Consider the following 17,141-nt stretch of genomic DNA (forward strand, 5'->3'; position numbering starts at 1 on the left):
CAGCGTCGACTCCCGCAGGTCGTAGCCGGGCCGGAACATCACCATCTGCCGCCTCCGCAGGTCACCGATCTCCATGTACGGCCCGCGAGGGTGCTCATGAGACGGCGAGACGACCACGAGGTTCTCGCGCAGGATCTCCTCGGTCACCAGCGAGGGGTCGTCGCTCTGCAACGGCATGATGATCAGTGACAGGTCCAGCTGCCCCCGGGCCAGCGCCCTGACCAGGTCACGCGAGCCGCCCTCCTCCACCAGCAACTCGATCCCCGGGTACGCCCGATGGAAGCGGGCCAGCGCGTCGGCCAGCAGTCCCGCGCACAGCGACGGCGTGGCCCCGAGCCGCACCCGCCCCCTCCTGAGCCCGGCGAGCTGGGCCACCTCCTGCCTGGCGGTGTCGGCGTCGGCGAGGATCCGGCGGGCCAGCGGGAGCAGCGCCTCGCCGGCCGGGGTCAGCGTGACGTTGCCGCGCGCCCGGGACAACAGCGGGGCGCCGAGGTCGGTCTCCAGGGCCTTGATCTGCTTGCTGAGTGACGGCTGCGCGACGCCCATCCGCTCGGCCGCCTGGGTGAAATGCCGGGTCTCCGCCACCGCGACGAAGTACGCGAGCTGCTGCAACTGCATGTGATATTCCTCGCACCGCGTCGGCCCGGATCAGGTACGACCACCGTACATTCCAAGCATCATAGCTCCAGGCTATCGAAACCAGACCTATGATGACTTGGACGGATCATCGCTGGATACCTAGCGTTTGGAGGCGTGACTGCCACGATAGAGCGCGGTTCTGCGACCGCGTCCGTTACCCCCACCGCCAAGGGCGCGCCGGTGCCCAAGAAAACCAGCGGCGGGTTCCTGAACTCGTCGAACGGCAAGAAAGCCGTCATGGCCGTCACGGGGGCCGTCATGGTGCTCTTCCTTGCCGGCCACATGCTCGGTAATCTCAAGATCTTCTTCGGCCGGGACTCGTTCAACGAGTACGCCCACGCGCTGCGCACGCTGCTCGAGCCGATCGCGCCTTACCGCACCCTGCTGACCCTCGTCGAGGTCGTGCTCGTCGCCTCGGTCGTCCTGCACATGTGGGCGGCGATCTCGCTGGCCCGCCGCGCGAGCAAGGCCAGGCCGGTGAAGTACGTGGCCAAGAAGTCGCAGGCAAGCGGCTACACCACGCACATCATGCGGTTCGGCGGCCTGACGATCGTGTTGTTCGTGATCTGGCACCTGCTCGACCTGACCTTCGGCGTCGTGAACCCCAAGGGCTTCGACGCCGCCCCGGCCGACCGGATGATCGCGGGCTTCGACGCGTCCCGGTGGTGGGTGACCCTCATCTACCTCGTGGCCGTCGTCATGGTCGGCCTGCACCTGCGGCACGGCATCTGGAGCGGGTTCCAGACACTCGGCTGGGCCAACCGGGCCCGTAACAAGACTCTTCGCCTAGTGGCGGGTCTGGTCTCCGCGGTCCTGGTGATCGGCTTCCTGGCCCCGCCGCTCGCGATCACGTTCGGAGTTGTGAAGTGAGGAGTGAACCCGACGCAGTGAGCGGAGTGGAGGTGCGACGAAGGAGTGACTCCGCGGAGCGAATGAGGAGTGGTGAACGACCAATGAGCACGTACAGCGAAGGTTCGGAGATCCGGGACACCAGGGCTCCCGAGGGTCCGATCGAGGACCGGTGGGAGAAGCGGAAGTTCGGCGCCAAGCTGGTCAACCCGGCCAACAAGCGCAAGCTCAACGTGATCGTGGTCGGCACCGGCCTGGCGGGCGGTTCGGCCGCCGCGACGCTGGGCGAACTGGGCTACAACGTCAAGTCGTTCTGCTACCAGGACTCGCCGCGGCGCGCCCACTCCATCGCCGCGCAGGGCGGGATCAACGCCGCCAAGAACTACCGGGGCGACGGCGACTCGATCTACCGGCTCTTCTACGACACGGTCAAGGGCGGCGACTTCCGCGCCCGCGAGTCGAACGTCTACCGCCTCGCCCAGGTCTCGGTGAACATCATCGACCAGGCCGTGGCGCAGGGTGTCCCGTTCGCCCGCGAATACGGTGGCCTGCTCGACACGCGGTCGTTCGGCGGGGCCCAGGTCTCGCGTACGTTCTACGCGCGTGGCCAGACGGGTCAGCAGTTGCTGCTGGGGGCGTACCAGGCGCTGGAGCGGCAGGTCGCGGCCGGGACCGTGACCATGCACACCAGGCACGAGATGCTCGACGTGATCGTCTCGGACGGGCGGGCGCGCGGCGTCATCGTGCGCGACATGGTGACCGGCGAGATCGAGCGGCACCTGGCGGACGCCGTGGTGCTGGCGACCGGCGGCTACGGCAACGTGTTCTTCCTGTCCACGAACGCCAAGGGCTGCAACACGACGGCGATCTGGCGGGCGCACGAGCGGGGGGCGTACTTCGCCAATCCCTGCTACACGCAGATCCACCCGACCTGCATCCCCGTCTCCGGCGAGTACCAGTCGAAGCTGACGCTCATGTCGGAGTCGCTGCGCAACGACGGGCGCGTGTGGGTTCCGCTGCGTAAGAACGACGACCGCGCCCCCGGGGACATCCCGGACGAGGAGCGCGACTACTACCTTGAGCGGATTTATCCGGCTTTCGGGAATCTTGTCCCTCGGGACATCGCCTCCCGCGCCGCCAAGAACGTCTGCGACGAGGGCCGCGGCGTCGGTCCCGGCGGCCTGGGCGTGTACCTCGACTTCAGGGACGCCATCAACCGCCTCGGCCGCGCCGCGGTGGAGCAGAAGTACGGCAACCTGTTCGAGATGTACGAGCGCATCACCGGCGAGAACCCGTACGACGTGCCGATGCGCATCTACCCCGCCGTCCACTACACGATGGGCGGGCTGTGGGTGGACTACGACCTGCAGTCCACCGTCCCGGGCCTGTTCGTCATCGGCGAGGCGAACTTCTCCGACCACGGCGCCAACCGTCTCGGCGCGTCGGCGCTGATGCAGGGCCTGGCCGACGGATATTTCGTCCTTCCGACCACTCTCGGCGACTACCTGGCCGCCGGCCCGTTCGGCGACGTCGACGAGGAGGCCGTGGCCGAGGCCGAGATCAGGGTCCGCGACAAGATCGACCGGCTCCTGGCCGTGAACGGCACCCGCACGCCCGACTCCTTCCACCGTGAGCTCGGCAAGCTCATGTGGGACTACTGCGGCATGGAACGCAGTGAGGAGTCCCTGCGCAAGGCCCTGGAGCGGATCCCGGAGCTGCGCGAGGAGTTCTGGCAGAACGTCAAGGTGTCGGGCACCGCAGAGGAGCTCAACCAGGTCCTGGAGAAGGCCGGCCGTGTCGCCGACTTCTTCGACCTGGCCGAGCTCATGTGCCTGGACGCCCTCATCCGTACGGAATCCTGCGGGGGCCACTTCCGCGCCGAGTCGCAGGACCCCGACGGCGAGGCCCTGCGCGACGACGAGCACTTCGCGCACGTCTCGGCCTGGGAGCACTCGCCCTCCGGTGAGCCGGTGCTGCACAAGGAACCGCTCGAGTACGAGTACGTCAAGATGACCCAGCGGAGCTACAAGTGAACCTGACCCTGCGCGTCTGGCGGCAGAGCGGCCCTTCGGACGCCGGCCGGATGGTGACGTACCGGGTGGAAGACGTCTCCCCGGACATGTCCTTCCTGGAGATGCTCGACGTACTGAACGAGCGCCTCATCCTGGAGGGCGACGACCCGATCGCGTTCGACCACGACTGCCGCGAGGGCATCTGTGGCATGTGCGGCATGGTCATCAACGGCGTGGCGCACGGCGAGCAGCGCGCGACGACGACGTGCCAGCTGCACATGCGCCACTTCGAGGACGGCGCCACGATCACCATCGAGCCGTGGCGCGCGGCCCCGTTCCCGGTCGTCAAGGACCTGGTGGTGGACCGGAGCGCGTTCGACCGCATCATCCAGGCGGGCGGCTTCGTCTCGGTCCCGGCCGGCTCGGCGCCGGACGCCCACAGCGTCCCGGTGCGCAAGGAGGACGCGGACTCGGCGTTCGACGCGGCGACGTGCATCGGCTGCGGCGCGTGCGTGGCGGCCTGCCCGAACGGCTCGGCCTCCCTGTTCACCGCCGCCAAGATCACCCACCTGAGCCTGCTGCCCCAGGGCCAGCCTGAGCGCCTGTCCCGGGCCAAGGCCATGGTGGACCAGATGGACGCGGAGGGCTTCGGCGGCTGCACGAACACGGGCGAGTGCACGGCGGTCTGCCCCAAGGGCATCCCGCTGGACGCCATCGCCCAGATGAACAGCGACTACCTGAAGGCCAACGCCAAGTAGCCTGCTGAGAATGATGGCTCGACCTATTATAGTTCGGGCCATCATTCTTTGGCTCCACAGTGGGGACTAAAACTGTATGCATTGCGGCATACTATTTTGGTGACGACAGTGCAGAAGCCGTCGAGAGTGCTGGCCCGTGATGCCGAGTGGGCCGCGCTGGCGCAGTTCGTACAGCATCCGGACCCCGCTCTCCGGCTCGGTGTCGTTTCCGGACGGCGCCGGGTCGGGAAGAGCTTCCTTCTTCGTGCGCTCGCCGAAGCCACTGGCGGCCTCTATGTCACGGCCGTCGCGGAGGAGGGGGTGGTGGCCGCGCGGCGGCGGCTGGCTGCGGAGATCGCGCGGTATGCCGGGATCGGCTCCGAGCTGATCGCCGACGCGAGCTGGGAGTCTCTTCTCACCACGGCGATCGAGCTTACGGCCCGCCACGGGAGAGGTGTGTTCGTCATTGACGAGCTGCCGTACTGGATGGCGCACTCACCCGAGCTGCCAGGCCTGCTCCAGTTGCTGTACGACCAGTCCCAGGCCGGCCAGGGGGTGCCAGGCGGACGGTTGATCGTTTGCGGGTCTGCCATGTCGGTGATGAATGAACTCCTCTCCGGTACGAAAGCACTGCGCGGCCGGGCGACGATCGATCTTCGTCTGCATCCGTTCGATCTGGCCACCACGGCACGACACTGGGGGATCGACGACCCGGCGGCGGCCCTCCGGGTGCACGCCATCCTCGGTGGATCTCCCGGCTACCGCAACCTCGCCAACGTGGACCCGCCGCGGACCTCCGGTGAACTGGACACCTGGGTTCCCGCCACCGTCCTGGACCCGCGGCAGGCGCTCTTCTCCGGCGGCGAAGCCGAATACCTGCTGCGGGAGGATCCCAGGTTCACCGGCAGCGCACTGCACTTCGGGATCATCAATGCCGTCGCGAACGGTGCCACCAGCCCGGCGAAGATCGGCGGTCTGCTGGAGCAGCCGCGATCGTCGCTGACCCGGCCCATCGACGCGCTGACGAGCGCAGGTTACCTACGCTACGACACCGACCCGTTGTGGGAGAGACGTCCGGTCATCACCGTTGCCGACCCCATCGTCCGCTTCCACAACCTGATCACCGTGCCACAGCGCGATCTCGTCGAGACCGGGCAGTCGGCGGAGGCCTGGCGTCGTTCGCGGGCCACCTTTGTGGCCCGGATCCTGGGGCCTCACTTCGAAGGATGCGCGAGGCACTGGCTGCGGGCCCAGGCCGACCCCGCTCTACGCGGGAACGCGGGCCTCGTGTCTGCCACCGTCGTCAACGACAGGAAGGGGCAGGCCAAGCAGGAGATCGACGTCGTCGCACTGAACAAGCGGTCGGGGAGGGCGGAGATCAGCCTCATCGGAGAGGCCAAGGCCACGGTGACGCGGCGGGGCGTGGCGGACCTCGACCGGCTCGACCACCTCAAAGGGCTGCTGGCGGAGCAAGGGCACGACACCGGGGCGGCCGTCATGGCCCTGTTCTCGATGGAGGGCTTCCAGCCGGACCTGGTCGGCGCGGCGCGACGCCGGAGAGATGTCCTGCTGGTCGATCTGCCCGTGCTGGTCGGGCTGGGCGAGCCGGTGGTCATCCCCAAGTGAGGGTGTAACAACGGGACGGTTCGGACCACTTCCTGGTGTCAGAGAAACGCATCCGAACGAGGGGACTGGGCGGTGACGGATGATGCGCACCGGTTCACCGGCATGTACGACGAATGCCGGCAACGTGTGTGGGCCTACGTAGTCAGTCGCGCGGGGCGGCAGGTGGCGGATGAGGTGGTGAGCGAGACGTTCGCGATCGCCTGGCGGCGGCTGGATGACGTGCCGGACTCGGCGCTCCCATGGTTGCTCGGCGTCGCCCGCAACGTCCTGCGCGACAACGTGCGCGCGGAGGTGCGCAGGGAGACGCTGGCCGCGGAGCTGCGGGCCTGGACCGAGGGCGACGTGGCGGACCAGGTGACCGAGCGGATGGGGGTCCTGCGGGCGCTCGCCGCGCTGCCCGAGGACGACAGGGAGATCCTCATCCTGGTCGCCTGGCACGGGCTGTCTCCCAAGGAGGCGGCCCGGGTGATCGGGTGCTCTTCCGCGGCCTACCGCGTACGGCTGCATCGGGCTCGTAAACGGCTCGCGCAGGCCATGGAACCCACAGAAGCGGCCCTGCCCCACGTACGGAATCTCAGCGAGGAGTGGTCATGAACCCCATGGAGGAACTCCGGGCCGCCCGGCCCGCGCATCTCGGCGAGCGGCCCGTGGACGAGCTCACCAGGGCCGGCGAACTGGCTCGTGCCATGTCCGGCCCGCGGTCGTCCCGGCGACGACACAAGGTGGTGAAGCCGGTGTGGGGCTTCGGGCTGGCAGGGGCCGCGGCCGCTGTGACCGCGGTGGCCGTACTCGTGTCGGGCAACGGCGCCGCGCCCACGACGCCACGGGCGCCTGACGGCGGGCAGGTCGCGGCCGGGAGCGCCACGGCTCAGCCGGTGCGGCTGTCGGCGCGGACCGTGCTGCTGGCCGCCGCTGAAAAGGCGGATCAGCAGTCCGACGGCAGCGGCGACTCCTGGCGCAGCGTGTCGGTGAGCAGGACGCTGTTCAACGCGAAGGACGGCGGCTACACGATCGTGGCCCCGCAGCGGAGCGAGGCGTGGACGCCCGGCGCGACCGGCGGCGACCAGTGGTCGCGCACCCAGTCGCTCGGTGCGCGGCCGGCCACGGAGGAGGACGAGCGGGCCTGGCAGGAGGCGGGGTCCCCGCCCAAGATCGAGGTCGTCGTGCCGGGCAAGAAGGGGGCGTCGTACATCCTGTCCACCTCGGAGGGAGAGGTGAGAACCAGCCACAGCCCGCTGGTGGACGGGGACAAGGTGTTCTGGCTGGGCAGGAACGTCACCATGAAGGACCTGCGCGCCCTTCCGAGCGAGCCTGACGAGCTCAAGAAGTGGCTGATGGCCTCCTACGAGGGGCACGGCACCGAGTCCTCCGGCGAGGAGATGTCGGGTGACGCCTGGCTGTTCAAGGTCACCGTGGGGCTGATCATGGACATGCCCGTGACGCCGGAGGTGCGGGGCGCGGCGTTCCGCATGCTGGCGGACCTCGACGGAGTGGAGGTCGCGCGGGACGTCACGGACGCGGAGGGCCGCCAGGGCACGGCCGTGACCATCAAGGAGGACACGCCGGACTCCGGCGTCCTGGAGAACCGCCTGATCTTCGACGAGTCGACCGGCCGGGCCCTCGCGAACGAGAGCGTCGTGGTGCGCCCCGGCAGGTTCCAGGCCGGCTTGGAGCCCGGCGCCGTGTGGAACTCCACCACGGTGCTCGAAGCGGGCTGGACCGACACCAAGCCGTCGGCCTGATCGGGCCGACCGCGGGCCCGCCGGTCAGCCGGACTGGCGGGCCTCGTCGTTGGCGTTTGTGCGGATCTGCTGGATGCGCTGTTTGGTGAGCCCGAGCAGCTCGCCGATGTCGCCGTCGGACAGGCCGAGCTCGTGCATGTGCTTGACGCGCTTCTTCAGCGTGCGCGTGTAGTCCTCGGCGATCGCGGCGGCCTGGCGCTGGAGTGCGGCGAAGTCGTCGAGGTCCTGCTCGGACAGGCCGGGCAGCGTGTAGTGATAGACGGGCGCGGGCGGCCGGGCTCGGTCGGCGAACAGGAACGGGAGCCCCTCCGCGACGTCCGTGTGCAGCTCCTTCAGCGTGCGGGCGGACATGCCGCCGGCCACGCCGTCCACCTGGGCCAGCCACAGGCTGCCGGCCATGGTGACGTGGACGTCCACGCGGTCTGCGGTCATCGGGTGCTCCAGTCAGTCCTTCAGCCAGTCGTCGCCGAAAAGGTGCGCCAGCCCTCGTTCGAGTGAGTCCACCAGCTGCGGCGTCTCGCCAGGGTAGAGCGGGACGGCCGCGCGGGCCAGGACACGGCCCTCCGCGTCCCACAGCAGGAGGAAGCGCTGCCGCCTGGTCGTCTCCGCCCAGTCGCAGCGCAGGCCCTGGGTGTGGGAGAGCTTGATGATCCGATCACGGATGGCCGCGTAGTCGTCTCGTTCCACCACACGCGGCAGACTATATCCCTTGTTTACCACTGACAAGGGGTCTTGTCGCCATGCGTGTTGGGTTACGAAGTCACCCAGGCTCGTACGAACGTGTCCACGGCGGTGTGGGCCATGACCCGCAGCTCCGCATCCTCGATCTGGCGGGTCCCCATCCGGGAGCGGGCCTCCAGGGGGCCGAGGAGCAGGGCAAGGAACTGCTCGGCCGCGAGGTCGGGATCCGTGGTGCGCAGCCGGCCGGCGAGGGCGAGGCGGGCCAGCCGGTCGGCCAGCGCCTGGTTGAGGCGATCGGGGCCGTGTTCCTTGACGATCCCGAGGATGTCCGGGAAGTGGTTGATCTCCGAGTAGAGGAGCCGGCGCAGCGCGCATGAGCGGCCGTCGGTGTGCAGGCGCAGGGCCGCTGGCCGCGGGCGCCGTACTGCTATTCGGGTACGCCGTCCACGCGCTGCGCGCCCGCCGCCGGGGACCGCTGATCGACCTGCGCCTGTTCGCCAGCCGCGGATTCACCGCGAGCGTCTCGATCATGGGGCTCGGCGGGATGGCCTGTTCGCCGCCCTGTTCGCGCTGCCGCTGTACTACCAGCAGGCGCACGGGCACGGAGTGCTGGCCGCCGGGCTGCTCATGGCGCCGCTCGGGCTCGGCGGCTCCATCGCCATGCCGGTGGCCGGACGGCTCTCCGACCGGCTCGGCGCCCGTGGCCTGGCCACCGGCGGCGCGGTCCTGGCCCTGCTCAGTGGTCTCGCCCTCACGCGGATCGGCCCCGGCACACCGGAGGTCTGGCCGGCGCTGGCGGCGCTCACGTACGGGCTGGGCAGCGGCTGCTTCAGCGCCCCGACCATGGGCTCGCTGTACCGCACGCTGCCCCAGGCCATGGTGGCGCAGGGCAGCTCCGCGCTCTACATGCTCAACCAGCTCGGCGCGGCCCTCGGCGTGGCCCTCGTCACGCTCATCGTCCAGACCGCGGCCGTCGCGATGAGCGGCTTCCGCGGCGTCTTCTGGCTCGGGGTCGCCGCCAACCTGATCGTCCTGGCCCTCATTCCGCTGCTGCCCGGCAGGTCACCGGCGGTGAAGGCCGTACAGGAAGAACGACTCGAGAGGACCTCGTGATCGGGGGCGGTCACGCCACCATCGGCAGGCCGCGGTCCAGGCCGGTGATGCGCAGCAGGCGGGACATGAACGGGCGGGGCGCGGTCAGGGCCAGGGTGATGCCCATCGTCCGGGCGCGGCGCTGGATGCCGACCAGGACGGCCAGCCCGGAGGCATCGCAGAACGACATCTCCGACAGGTCGACGATGAGCAGGCTCGTGCTGTGGTGCAGCGCGCTCAGCAGTTGCCGGCGAAGCGCTGCGCTGGTGAAGATGTCGATCTCGCCCGACAGGTGAATGATGGTCGGCCTTGATGGGGCGGCCATGCCGAGCGGGGCGGTGTCGATGACAGTCAAGAAAGTCTCCTCTCGGAGCGGAAAAAATGGGATGAGAAAGCCTGCCGGCCGGAGATCGGTCCGCCGCCAGAACGGGCGGAGCACAAACCGCTCGATCCGGTCGGCAGGCGGGTCACGCCGGCGCGGTCGGCCGTCCGATGGAGGACCGCGCCTCGGCGGTGCCCGGCGGGAAGGTCAGCAAGACGACCGGCTCGCCGGTGGCGAAGATGAGAGTGATCATGCGCGGGTCGGTGTGGCGGAACCAGGCGACCCGGACCAGCCGCCCGCGTGCCGGGATGCGGCGCGGGATGTTCTGCCAGGTGTGCCGGTGCAGGCCGACGCGGAGCGTGACTCGATCAAGCAGCCGGTCGACGGCGGCGATGAGGCCGGGCAGCTCGGTGGTCGCGTCGTGGGATCGGGGCCACCAGGTCCCGTCCGCCGCGGCTCGCCGATTGAGGCCTGGGTGGAGGCTGAGCCGTAGCGCGGAATCGACCCGGGGGATCGCGGATGAGGCGGAGCTGAGTGGTGCGGGCTGAGAAAGAAGCGTCGGCATCATGGTCGCCAAACCTGTCCAGGCCCTCCGAAGGGGCCAGTGATGGTTCGCCGTGGGCGACGCCGACCTGAGTGCCAACGCTCGAAAAGTCCTCGGTTCCTTTAACACTACCTCATGACTTCCGAATTCGGTCGCACTCACGTTCGGGTGAGCCAGTGGCTGCTTCAGTTGCGATGAGCGGGCCGCCGCGCGGCGCTTGACGGCCCTCGGCTAATTCGGTTGCGGCTGATACGTGGCCTCTGGCCTGATAGATCACGTTCCGGATGCAGCCAGTCGGGAGGAGGCGATACGAGATGGCGTACAACGAGGTGAGCGGTACCAGGCGACCCATCAGGATGTGGGCGGAGCCGGAGACGGTCGATCCACAGGCGATGCGGCAACTCCGCAACGTGGCGAACCTGCCGTGGGTCCACGGTGTCGCCGTCATGCCGGACGTGCACCACGGCAAGGGCGCGACGGTGGGCTCGGTCATCGCGATGAAGGACGCCGTGTCGCCGGCCGCGGTCGGGGTGGACATCGGGTGCGGGATGACGGCGGTGAAGACGTCGTACAAGGCGGCGCGGCTCCCCGACAACCTGGCCTACCTGCGCGGAAAGCTGGAGCAGGCCGTGCCCGTGGGGTTCGGGCGCCACGAGCGGGCGGTGGATCCCGGCAAGGTGCACGGGATGAAGACGGCCGGGTGGGCGGAGTTCTGGACGGGCTTCGACGACCTGGCGTCGGCCGTACGGCCGCGGCGCGAGCGGGCAGAGGCGCAGATGGGCACACTCGGCGGCGGCAACCACTTCCTGGAGGTGTGCGCGGACGACGAGGGCATCGTCTGGGTCGTGCTGCACTCGGGGTCGCGCAACATCGGCAAGGAACTGGCCGAGCACCACATCGGGATCGCCCGAGGTCTGTCGCACAACCAGGGGCTGGTGGACCGGGACCTGGCGGTGTTCCTCGGCAGGACACCGGAGATGGACGCCTACCGGCGCGACCTGTTCTGGGCGCAGGACTACGCGCGACGCAACCGGTCGCTCATGATGGGCCTGGTGTGCGACGTTCTGCGCCGGCACCTGCCCGACATCACGTTCGAGCAGCCCATCTCCTGCCACCACAACTACGTGGCGGAGGAGCGGTACGACGGGGTGGACGTGCTGGTCACGAGGAAGGGCGCGATCCGGGCCGGCTCCGGTGAGCTGGGGATCATCCCGGGCTCGATGGCCACCGGCACGTACATCGTCAAGGGGTTGGGCAACGGCGCGGCGTTCAACTCGGCCTCGCACGGGGCCGGGCGGAAGATGAGCAGGACCAAGGCCAAGAAGACGTTCACGGTCAAGGACCTGGAGGCGCAGACGCTGGGCGTGGAGTGCCGCAAGGACTCTGGGGTGATCGACGAGATTCCGGGCGCGTACAAGGATCTGGAGTCCGTGATGGCCGCGCAGACGGATCTGGTGCAGGTCGTGGCGCGTCTCCGGCAGCTCATCTGCATCAAGGGCTGATCTCCCACAGGTCTCACGACGGGCTCGGCGGGTCGCGGCACGAGCCCGTCGGGCCCTCTTCGGAAGGGGCCGGCTCGCAGCGGGCGCCAGGGGATGGTGTGGGCTCCTGGCGGCGCTGCCTCAGGTGGGAGATTCGGCGATTAGGGGCGCCGCCCGAGGACCTCGGGCACCCGGCTGTGGTGCCGCACCATGGTCGCCAACCCCGCGTCGATGTAGCCGAGGCACTGCAGGATCGCCTCGTGATCGGCGACGAGGTGGCGATGATGGATCGGTCCGTGATGAGCGATCTTGTTACGGAAGATCCTTAGGTGGTCGACCTGACGGTGCAGGAGTCGGCGGCGGCCGCGGTAGCCGGGAAAGGCCCGGTACAGGGCGGTGCGCCACAGTCGCTGGTCGTAGCCGTTGCCAGGCCCGAGCAACGAGACGTAGAAGCCGAACGGCAGCTCTTCGCTGACCATGTGCGGCGTGGGGGTCAGCCCGATGCGCTGCAACTTCTGCTCGGCCTCGCTGATGCGCTGGCGACCGCCGTAGGCGAGCTGAGCGCGCGGATCGTTCCACCAGGCGTCCCGCCCCAAGTAGCCGGTGAGCTCGCGCGTCATAACGCTACGCATCGCCACCTCCAGGTACTGCAGGGGTCCGTAGAACGCCTCGCTGATCTCCGTATTCCAGCAGTGCAGCCGCAAGGCAGCGACGGCGTCACCGCCGCCGCAGGCCAGCTGGTATTCGGCGAGGCGGAGAGGGGACAGTAGCGTACACAGCCGCCTGGCCTCAGCTTCCTGCATCGGGGCCGCCTTCTGGTTTCCCGTAGTTTCCTATCAACACAAAGGGTGGTACCTTCGAGCCATAAGCCCCGGTCCTGCCTCTGCACCGCACGCAACCGGGGCATAGCTATGCCTGGATGCGAGGCGGCACTCGTTCAGCCCGCAGTGCGCCTGCGCCGACGCAGCTCGCGTGCGGCCTGAGTGCGTGCGCAGTTCGTCGAGCAGTATTTCACTCCCTGGCTGCGGTGCTGCCCATGCTGACTGCGGCTGCGTTGGTGCACGAACAAGTTGTCACAGGTCTCGCTGGCGCACCGCCGTGCGGGCATTTGCTCCAGCATGTGCGCAGCACCTGCCAGCGGATGGCGGGGTCGGACTCGAGCAGCCAATCGGTCATGCTCATCGCCGCACCTTAAGCCATCTGGACGGCGGGATTCAACGAGCGATCGTGCCTGCTCGTTACGGCCGGTGTCCCGTCCATGACGCGGCGGAAGGGGCCTGGGGAGGGACGCGGCGCAGGGGCAGCGCCCAACCGTGGGGCCGGCGGGCCGCCGGGAGGTGCAGTCGGCCGCGGCTCGCCTGCCAGGAGGCGACCATCACGAACGTGACGCTGACCAGCAGTGCCCAGGCCCCGAACTTGGCGGGGTGCACCAACTGCCAGGTCTCCCGCTGGTACGGGTACTGCCAGGCGCCGAGGTAGGTCGCGATGTTCTCGGCCACCCACAGGAAGAACCCGATGAGGGTGAGCGACAGTGCCAGCGGCATCTGGTACCGGTGCTCGCCCACGGTGAAGTGCACCACCGTTCCCCAGGTGACCAGGACGAGCACGAGGGCCAGCGGGATCCGCAGGTCGATCCACCAGTGCTGGCTGACGAAGTTCACGTAGATCGCCAGCGCCACCAGGGTCACCGGTACCGTTCGGTAGGCCACCAGGCGCAACGAGAGGATCCGCCAGGCCGAACAGACGTAGCTGCCCACCGCCGCGTAGAGGAATCCGCTGTACAGCGGCACCCCGCCGAACTTGGTGTGGGCATCCTCCGGATAGCTCCACGACCCGAGCCGTACCTTGATCAGCTCAAAGGCCAGCCCGACCAGATGGAACCCGGCGATGACGGCTATCTCCTGGTTGCTCTCCCACCGCAGCGCACGGAAGACCACGGTCACCGCCACGGCGAAGATCAGCAGCGCGTCATAGCGCGGAATCGGCAGTGGCAGCACCGACGAAGCGGCCAGCCCCGCGAACATGGCGACCGCGAACACGCACGACTTCGCCTCGGCCCACGCGAAGCGGAACATCTGGGCGACAAAGAACCTCACGCCTTATCCGATCGTCCGCACTGCGCCCAGGTTCATCGGCTTTCGGGGAGGTTTGGTGCAGAAATCGGGAGGTCGCGCCCACGCGGCGTTCGGGACGACACCGCGAAGGCCGTAGGCAACCTAGCCGCCACCGGCACACTCGATCGCCCTGACCGCGGCCGCGACCCCGTCCTCGGCGCGGACCCGTCGGCCCAGCTCGCGGGCGGCCTCGGCGCGGGCATCGGCCTGCTCGATCGCCTCGGCCAGGCTGTGCGGGGTGAGCTTGGTCAGCGGGGGAGCCGCGATACCGAGGGCGTGAACACGGCGGGCCCAGAACGGCTGGTCTCCCAGGAACGGCCTGACGACCTGCGCGATGCCCGCTCGCATCGCCGCGGCGACGGTGCCCACCCCGCCATGGTGCACGGCCAGTGCCGTACGCGGCAGCAGCCACTCGTGCGGGACCGCGTCCATGACCAGCACGTCCTCGCGCAGTTCCGCGTCTCGCAGCGCGCCCCAGCCGGTGGCGAGCACGCCGCGCCGCCCGGTGAGCCGCAGCGCTTCCAGCACCGTGGCGGTCAGCGTGCCGGCGTCCTTGGTGACCACGCTGCCGAAGCCGACATAGATCGGCGGCTCGCCCTCCTCGAGAAACCGGGTGAGCCGCTCCGGCGGCCGCCAACCAGGCTCGGCGGGCAGGGGCAGGAAGCCCAGCGGCTCCGCGGAAGGTGGCCAGTCGGGCGGGACCGGCAGCAGTCGCGGGCTCCAGGCGTTGAGCACACCGCCCTCGGCGACCCTCTGCGTGAAGCCGGGCGCCCGGCCGGGCAGGCCCAGGGCCTGCGCACGCCACGTGCGGACCATCCCGCGCCACGGGGCCTCCACGGCTGCCGCCACGTGCCAGCTCAGCTTGTTGAGCGTGCGCGGTAACCGTACGGGGACGATCGGCAGCGCGAAGTGGGAGGTCGGCTGGTAGAGCGGGACGGTCAGGGCGGCGAGCGAGGCGACCCCCATCCTGTCGGCCAGATGCGGCGCGCCGAGCGTCTTGGGCGCGTAGACCACGATGTCGGCGGGCCGGTCGCGAAGCGTGGCGAGATCGTCGAGCCAGGCGCGCATCAGCGGCTTCACCTTGCGGACCGCGGTGATCGCCGCACGGGTTCCCTTGCCCGCCACCTCGTCCTGCACGGCGAACACGCTGTCGTCCAGCGGGGCGAAGTCCACCTGGTACGGCTCCACGAGCGCCCCGAACCTGCGCGGGGCGGCCAGCGTCGCTTCGTGACCCGCCGCGGTGAGTCCGCGGGCCAGCGCGACGAACGGCTGGACGTCACCCCGGCTCCCGGTCGTGACGATGAGCACCTTCATCGTGATTCCTCCCATTCGTCCAGGAGCCGGGGGAACCGCTCTGCCATGAACGCGTACATGTCGCGCATGTTCTCCAGGCGCTTGCGCCGGGCCGGATCGTCGCCGACGGCGCGGAGCCCGCGCTCCGCCAGCCGCGTGAACTGCTCGAACTCCGCCATCTTCGCTCTGAACGCGCGGCCGAAGACGTCCTCTGTGAGCCGGTAGCGGTCCCGGCGGTCGCCCCTGCGGCGGAACCGCTCGGTCAGGCCGGCGCTCTCCAGCGTGCGCAGCGCCACGCTCATGCTGCTCTTGGCCACCCCGAGCGCGTCGCACAGCTGAGGGGCGTCCGCGCCGTCGGTGTCGGCGGTCAGCAGCCATCCCATGACCCGGCCCGCCGTCCTGCTCAGTCCCAGCCGCTCATAGAACAGCCCCGCCTCCTCCGCGAAGGCCTCCATCTCATCCATCCTTCAACTGTACAGCTTGTTCGGAACAATCCGAACAAACGGTCGTCTGAGAGTTGCCGTGCGGGAGCCAACAGTCCGTACGAGGACACGCCCGGAAATTTGGGCGGGAAGTATCAAAGGATGTTCCATTGACACCAACCTTGGGCCGGTGTTCAAATGGCACCACTCGACGGCAGGGCAAGCGGCCGAATGTGACCTCGCTTGCCACTCTCATCTGGAGCGGCGCGATGAAGATCCAACCCCTCGCAGCCGGAGCGTCCGCGATGCTCCTCGCCGCCGCCCTGACCGCCTGCGGCGGCGATGGCGATTCCGAGACCTCGGCAGGCGCCGGTACGACGATCACCTACTGGGCCAGCAACCAGGGCGCGAGCCTGCAGAACGACAAGGACATCCTGACCCCCGAGATCGCGAAGTTCACCCAGCAGACCGGGATCAAGGTCAAGCTCGAGGTCGTGCCGTGGACCGACCTCACCAACAACACCCTGTCGGCGGCCGTCAGCGGCCAGGGCCCCGACGTGCTCAACATCGGCAACACCAACGCGGTGACCTTCCAGTCGACCGGAGCGTTCCTGCCCTTCGACGACGCCGCGCTGCAGAAGATCGGCGGTAGGGACCGCTTCGTCGCGAGCTCCTTCGCCACGGCGGGCAAGGCGGGCGAGCCGCCCACCTCGATCCCGCTCTACAGCCAGGTCTACGCGCTGTACTACAACAAGAAGCTGTTCAATGACGCCGGTCTGAAGCCGCCCACGATGTGGGAGGAACTGGTCGCGGCCGCACAGAAGTTGACCGATCCCGCGAAGAAGAAGTACGGCATCGTCATCCCGGGCGCCACCGTCAACGCCAGCATGCACTTCGCCTACATCTTCAGCGAGCAGAACGGCGGCTCCGCCTTCGACGCCGCGGGCAAGCCCACGTTCACCACGCCCGGCATGATCGCCGGCGTCAAGCAGTACGTGGACCTGCTGGCGAAACACCACGTCGTCAACCCGAGCGCCGCGCAGTACAGCGACTCCGCGCAGGCCGCCGGCGACTTCGCCAGGGGAGACGCCGCGATGTACATGGCGCAGACCTCCGGCATCAACGTGCTGGCGGAGAACGGCATGAAGCCCGACGAATACGGCATCGTGCCGATCCCGGCTCCGGCCGCAGGCAAGAAGGTCTCCAGCTTCGTCGCCGGGACCAACATCTCGGTGTTCAAGAACAGCGAGAACGTCGACGCGGCCCTCCAGTTCGTCAAGTTCATGACGAGCGACGAGGAGCAGAAGATCCTCAACAAGGCCTACACCACGCAGCCCGCGGTCCAGGGCGTGCCCGCGGCCTTCACCGACGACAAGGAGAAGCTCGGCACCTTCACCGAGGTCCTCGCCGGTCAGGCCAAGCCGCTGCCGCTCGTCCCCGGTATCCAGGCGTTCCAGGCCAACGTCGGCGGCGCGGCCGTCGCGCTGGTCGCCAAGGCCGCGACCGGAGCGCCGGTGGGCGACGCGGAGGTGAGGGCCGCGCTGGAAGCGGCGCAGCAGAAGATGGGAGCGAGCTGATCATCGTTTC

General features: G+C 69.0%; 19 protein-coding genes. 9 read left to right on the forward strand and 10 right to left on the reverse strand.

Annotated features, from left to right (window positions below; all coding sequences use genetic code 11):
- Positions 1 to 618 (reverse strand): LysR family transcriptional regulator (locus tag ITP53_RS32405; RefSeq protein WP_195899260.1); only part of this gene is annotated, 618 nt, incomplete at its 3' end.
- 135 nt (positions 619 to 753) lie between these two features.
- Here ITP53_RS32405 and ITP53_RS32410 point away from each other — a divergent pair.
- The 6 genes from ITP53_RS32410 to ITP53_RS32435 all read left to right on the forward strand — a co-directional run bounded on the left by ITP53_RS32410 (position 754) and on the right by ITP53_RS32435 (position 7,605).
- Positions 754 to 1,509 (forward strand): succinate dehydrogenase cytochrome b subunit, encoded by a 756-nt coding sequence (locus ITP53_RS32410; RefSeq protein WP_195899261.1) that lies wholly within the window; start codon positions 754 to 756, stop codon positions 1,507 to 1,509.
- 83 nt (positions 1,510 to 1,592) lie between these two features.
- Positions 1,593 to 3,521 (forward strand): fumarate reductase/succinate dehydrogenase flavoprotein subunit, encoded by a 1,929-nt coding sequence (locus ITP53_RS32415; RefSeq protein WP_195899262.1) that lies wholly within the window; start codon positions 1,593 to 1,595, stop codon positions 3,519 to 3,521.
- The gene (locus tag ITP53_RS32420) at positions 3,518 to 4,258 is read left to right on the forward strand and encodes a succinate dehydrogenase/fumarate reductase iron-sulfur subunit (protein WP_195899263.1); all 741 of its coding nucleotides are present in this window, start codon (positions 3,518 to 3,520) and stop codon (positions 4,256 to 4,258) included. Before ITP53_RS32415 ends, ITP53_RS32420 begins: the two co-directional genes overlap by 4 nt.
- Positions 4,259 to 4,357: 99 nt before the next feature.
- A complete protein-coding gene (locus ITP53_RS32425) occupies positions 4,358 to 5,863 on the forward strand; it encodes an AAA family ATPase (protein WP_328816455.1) in 1,506 nt (501 codons plus the stop codon).
- A gap of 72 nt (positions 5,864 to 5,935) precedes the next feature.
- Complete coding sequence (locus ITP53_RS32430) at positions 5,936 to 6,457, forward strand: RNA polymerase sigma factor (protein ID WP_328816457.1); 522 nt, start codon at positions 5,936 to 5,938, stop codon at positions 6,455 to 6,457.
- A complete protein-coding gene (locus ITP53_RS32435) occupies positions 6,454 to 7,605 on the forward strand; it encodes a CU044_5270 family protein (RefSeq protein ID WP_195899264.1) in 1,152 nt (383 codons plus the stop codon). Before ITP53_RS32430 ends, ITP53_RS32435 begins: the two co-directional genes overlap by 4 nt.
- Positions 7,606 to 7,629: 24 nt before the next feature.
- Here ITP53_RS32435 and ITP53_RS32440 read toward each other — a convergent pair whose 3' ends face one another.
- The 3 genes from ITP53_RS32440 to ITP53_RS32450 all read right to left on the reverse strand — a co-directional run bounded on the left by ITP53_RS32440 (position 7,630) and on the right by ITP53_RS32450 (position 8,795).
- Positions 7,630 to 8,037, reverse strand: a complete 408-nt coding sequence (locus tag ITP53_RS32440) for a hypothetical protein (protein ID WP_195899265.1) — start codon at positions 8,035 to 8,037, stop codon at positions 7,630 to 7,632.
- 12 nt (positions 8,038 to 8,049) lie between these two features.
- Positions 8,050 to 8,295, reverse strand: a complete 246-nt coding sequence (locus tag ITP53_RS32445; protein ID WP_195899266.1) for a hypothetical protein — start codon at positions 8,293 to 8,295, stop codon at positions 8,050 to 8,052.
- 62 nt (positions 8,296 to 8,357) lie between these two features.
- Complete coding sequence (locus ITP53_RS32450; protein ID WP_328816475.1) at positions 8,358 to 8,795, reverse strand: TetR/AcrR family transcriptional regulator C-terminal domain-containing protein; 438 nt, start codon at positions 8,793 to 8,795, stop codon at positions 8,358 to 8,360.
- Between the two features lie 97 nt (positions 8,796 to 8,892).
- On the opposite strand from ITP53_RS32450, the gene ITP53_RS32455 reads away from it, so the two are divergent.
- Complete coding sequence (locus tag ITP53_RS32455) at positions 8,893 to 9,399, forward strand: MFS transporter (RefSeq protein ID WP_328816460.1); 507 nt, start codon at positions 8,893 to 8,895, stop codon at positions 9,397 to 9,399.
- Positions 9,400 to 9,409: 10 nt separating this feature from the next.
- Here the strand turns inward: ITP53_RS32455 and ITP53_RS32460 are convergent, their stop codons facing one another.
- Positions 9,410 to 9,733, reverse strand: coding sequence for an STAS domain-containing protein (locus ITP53_RS32460; RefSeq protein WP_195899267.1), 324 nt, complete (start codon positions 9,731 to 9,733; stop codon positions 9,410 to 9,412).
- 112 nt (positions 9,734 to 9,845) lie between these two features.
- Positions 9,846 to 10,268, reverse strand: coding sequence for a DUF5994 family protein (locus ITP53_RS32465; protein WP_195899268.1), 423 nt, complete (start codon positions 10,266 to 10,268; stop codon positions 9,846 to 9,848).
- Positions 10,269 to 10,558: 290 nt separating this feature from the next.
- Here ITP53_RS32465 and ITP53_RS32470 point away from each other — a divergent pair, with 290 nt between their 5' ends.
- A complete protein-coding gene (locus tag ITP53_RS32470; RefSeq protein ID WP_195899269.1) occupies positions 10,559 to 11,746 on the forward strand; it encodes an RtcB family protein in 1,188 nt (395 codons plus the stop codon).
- 140 nt (positions 11,747 to 11,886) lie between these two features.
- Here the strand turns inward: ITP53_RS32470 and ITP53_RS32475 are convergent, their stop codons facing one another.
- The 4 genes from ITP53_RS32475 to ITP53_RS32490 all read right to left on the reverse strand — a co-directional run bounded on the left by ITP53_RS32475 (position 11,887) and on the right by ITP53_RS32490 (position 15,596).
- Positions 11,887 to 12,528, reverse strand: coding sequence for a hypothetical protein (locus tag ITP53_RS32475; protein ID WP_195899270.1), 642 nt, complete (start codon positions 12,526 to 12,528; stop codon positions 11,887 to 11,889).
- Between the two features lie 435 nt (positions 12,529 to 12,963).
- Complete coding sequence (locus tag ITP53_RS32480; RefSeq protein WP_328816463.1) at positions 12,964 to 13,821, reverse strand: DUF817 domain-containing protein; 858 nt, start codon at positions 13,819 to 13,821, stop codon at positions 12,964 to 12,966.
- A gap of 120 nt (positions 13,822 to 13,941) precedes the next feature.
- Positions 13,942 to 15,153, reverse strand: a complete 1,212-nt coding sequence (locus ITP53_RS32485; protein WP_195899271.1) for a glycosyltransferase — start codon at positions 15,151 to 15,153, stop codon at positions 13,942 to 13,944.
- Complete coding sequence (locus ITP53_RS32490) at positions 15,150 to 15,596, reverse strand: GbsR/MarR family transcriptional regulator (protein ID WP_195899272.1); 447 nt, start codon at positions 15,594 to 15,596, stop codon at positions 15,150 to 15,152. The genes ITP53_RS32485 and ITP53_RS32490 overlap by 4 nt, the downstream gene beginning before the upstream one ends.
- A 227-nt stretch (positions 15,597 to 15,823) precedes the next feature.
- On the opposite strand from ITP53_RS32490, the gene ITP53_RS32495 reads away from it, so the two are divergent.
- Positions 15,824 to 17,131, forward strand: a complete 1,308-nt coding sequence (locus ITP53_RS32495; protein ID WP_195899273.1) for an ABC transporter substrate-binding protein — start codon at positions 15,824 to 15,826, stop codon at positions 17,129 to 17,131.
- Positions 17,132 to 17,141 lie beyond the last annotated feature (10 nt).

This window comes from Nonomuraea cypriaca, assembly GCF_015645445.1.
Lineage (GTDB): Bacteria > Actinomycetota > Actinomycetes > Streptosporangiales > Streptosporangiaceae > Nonomuraea > Nonomuraea cypriaca.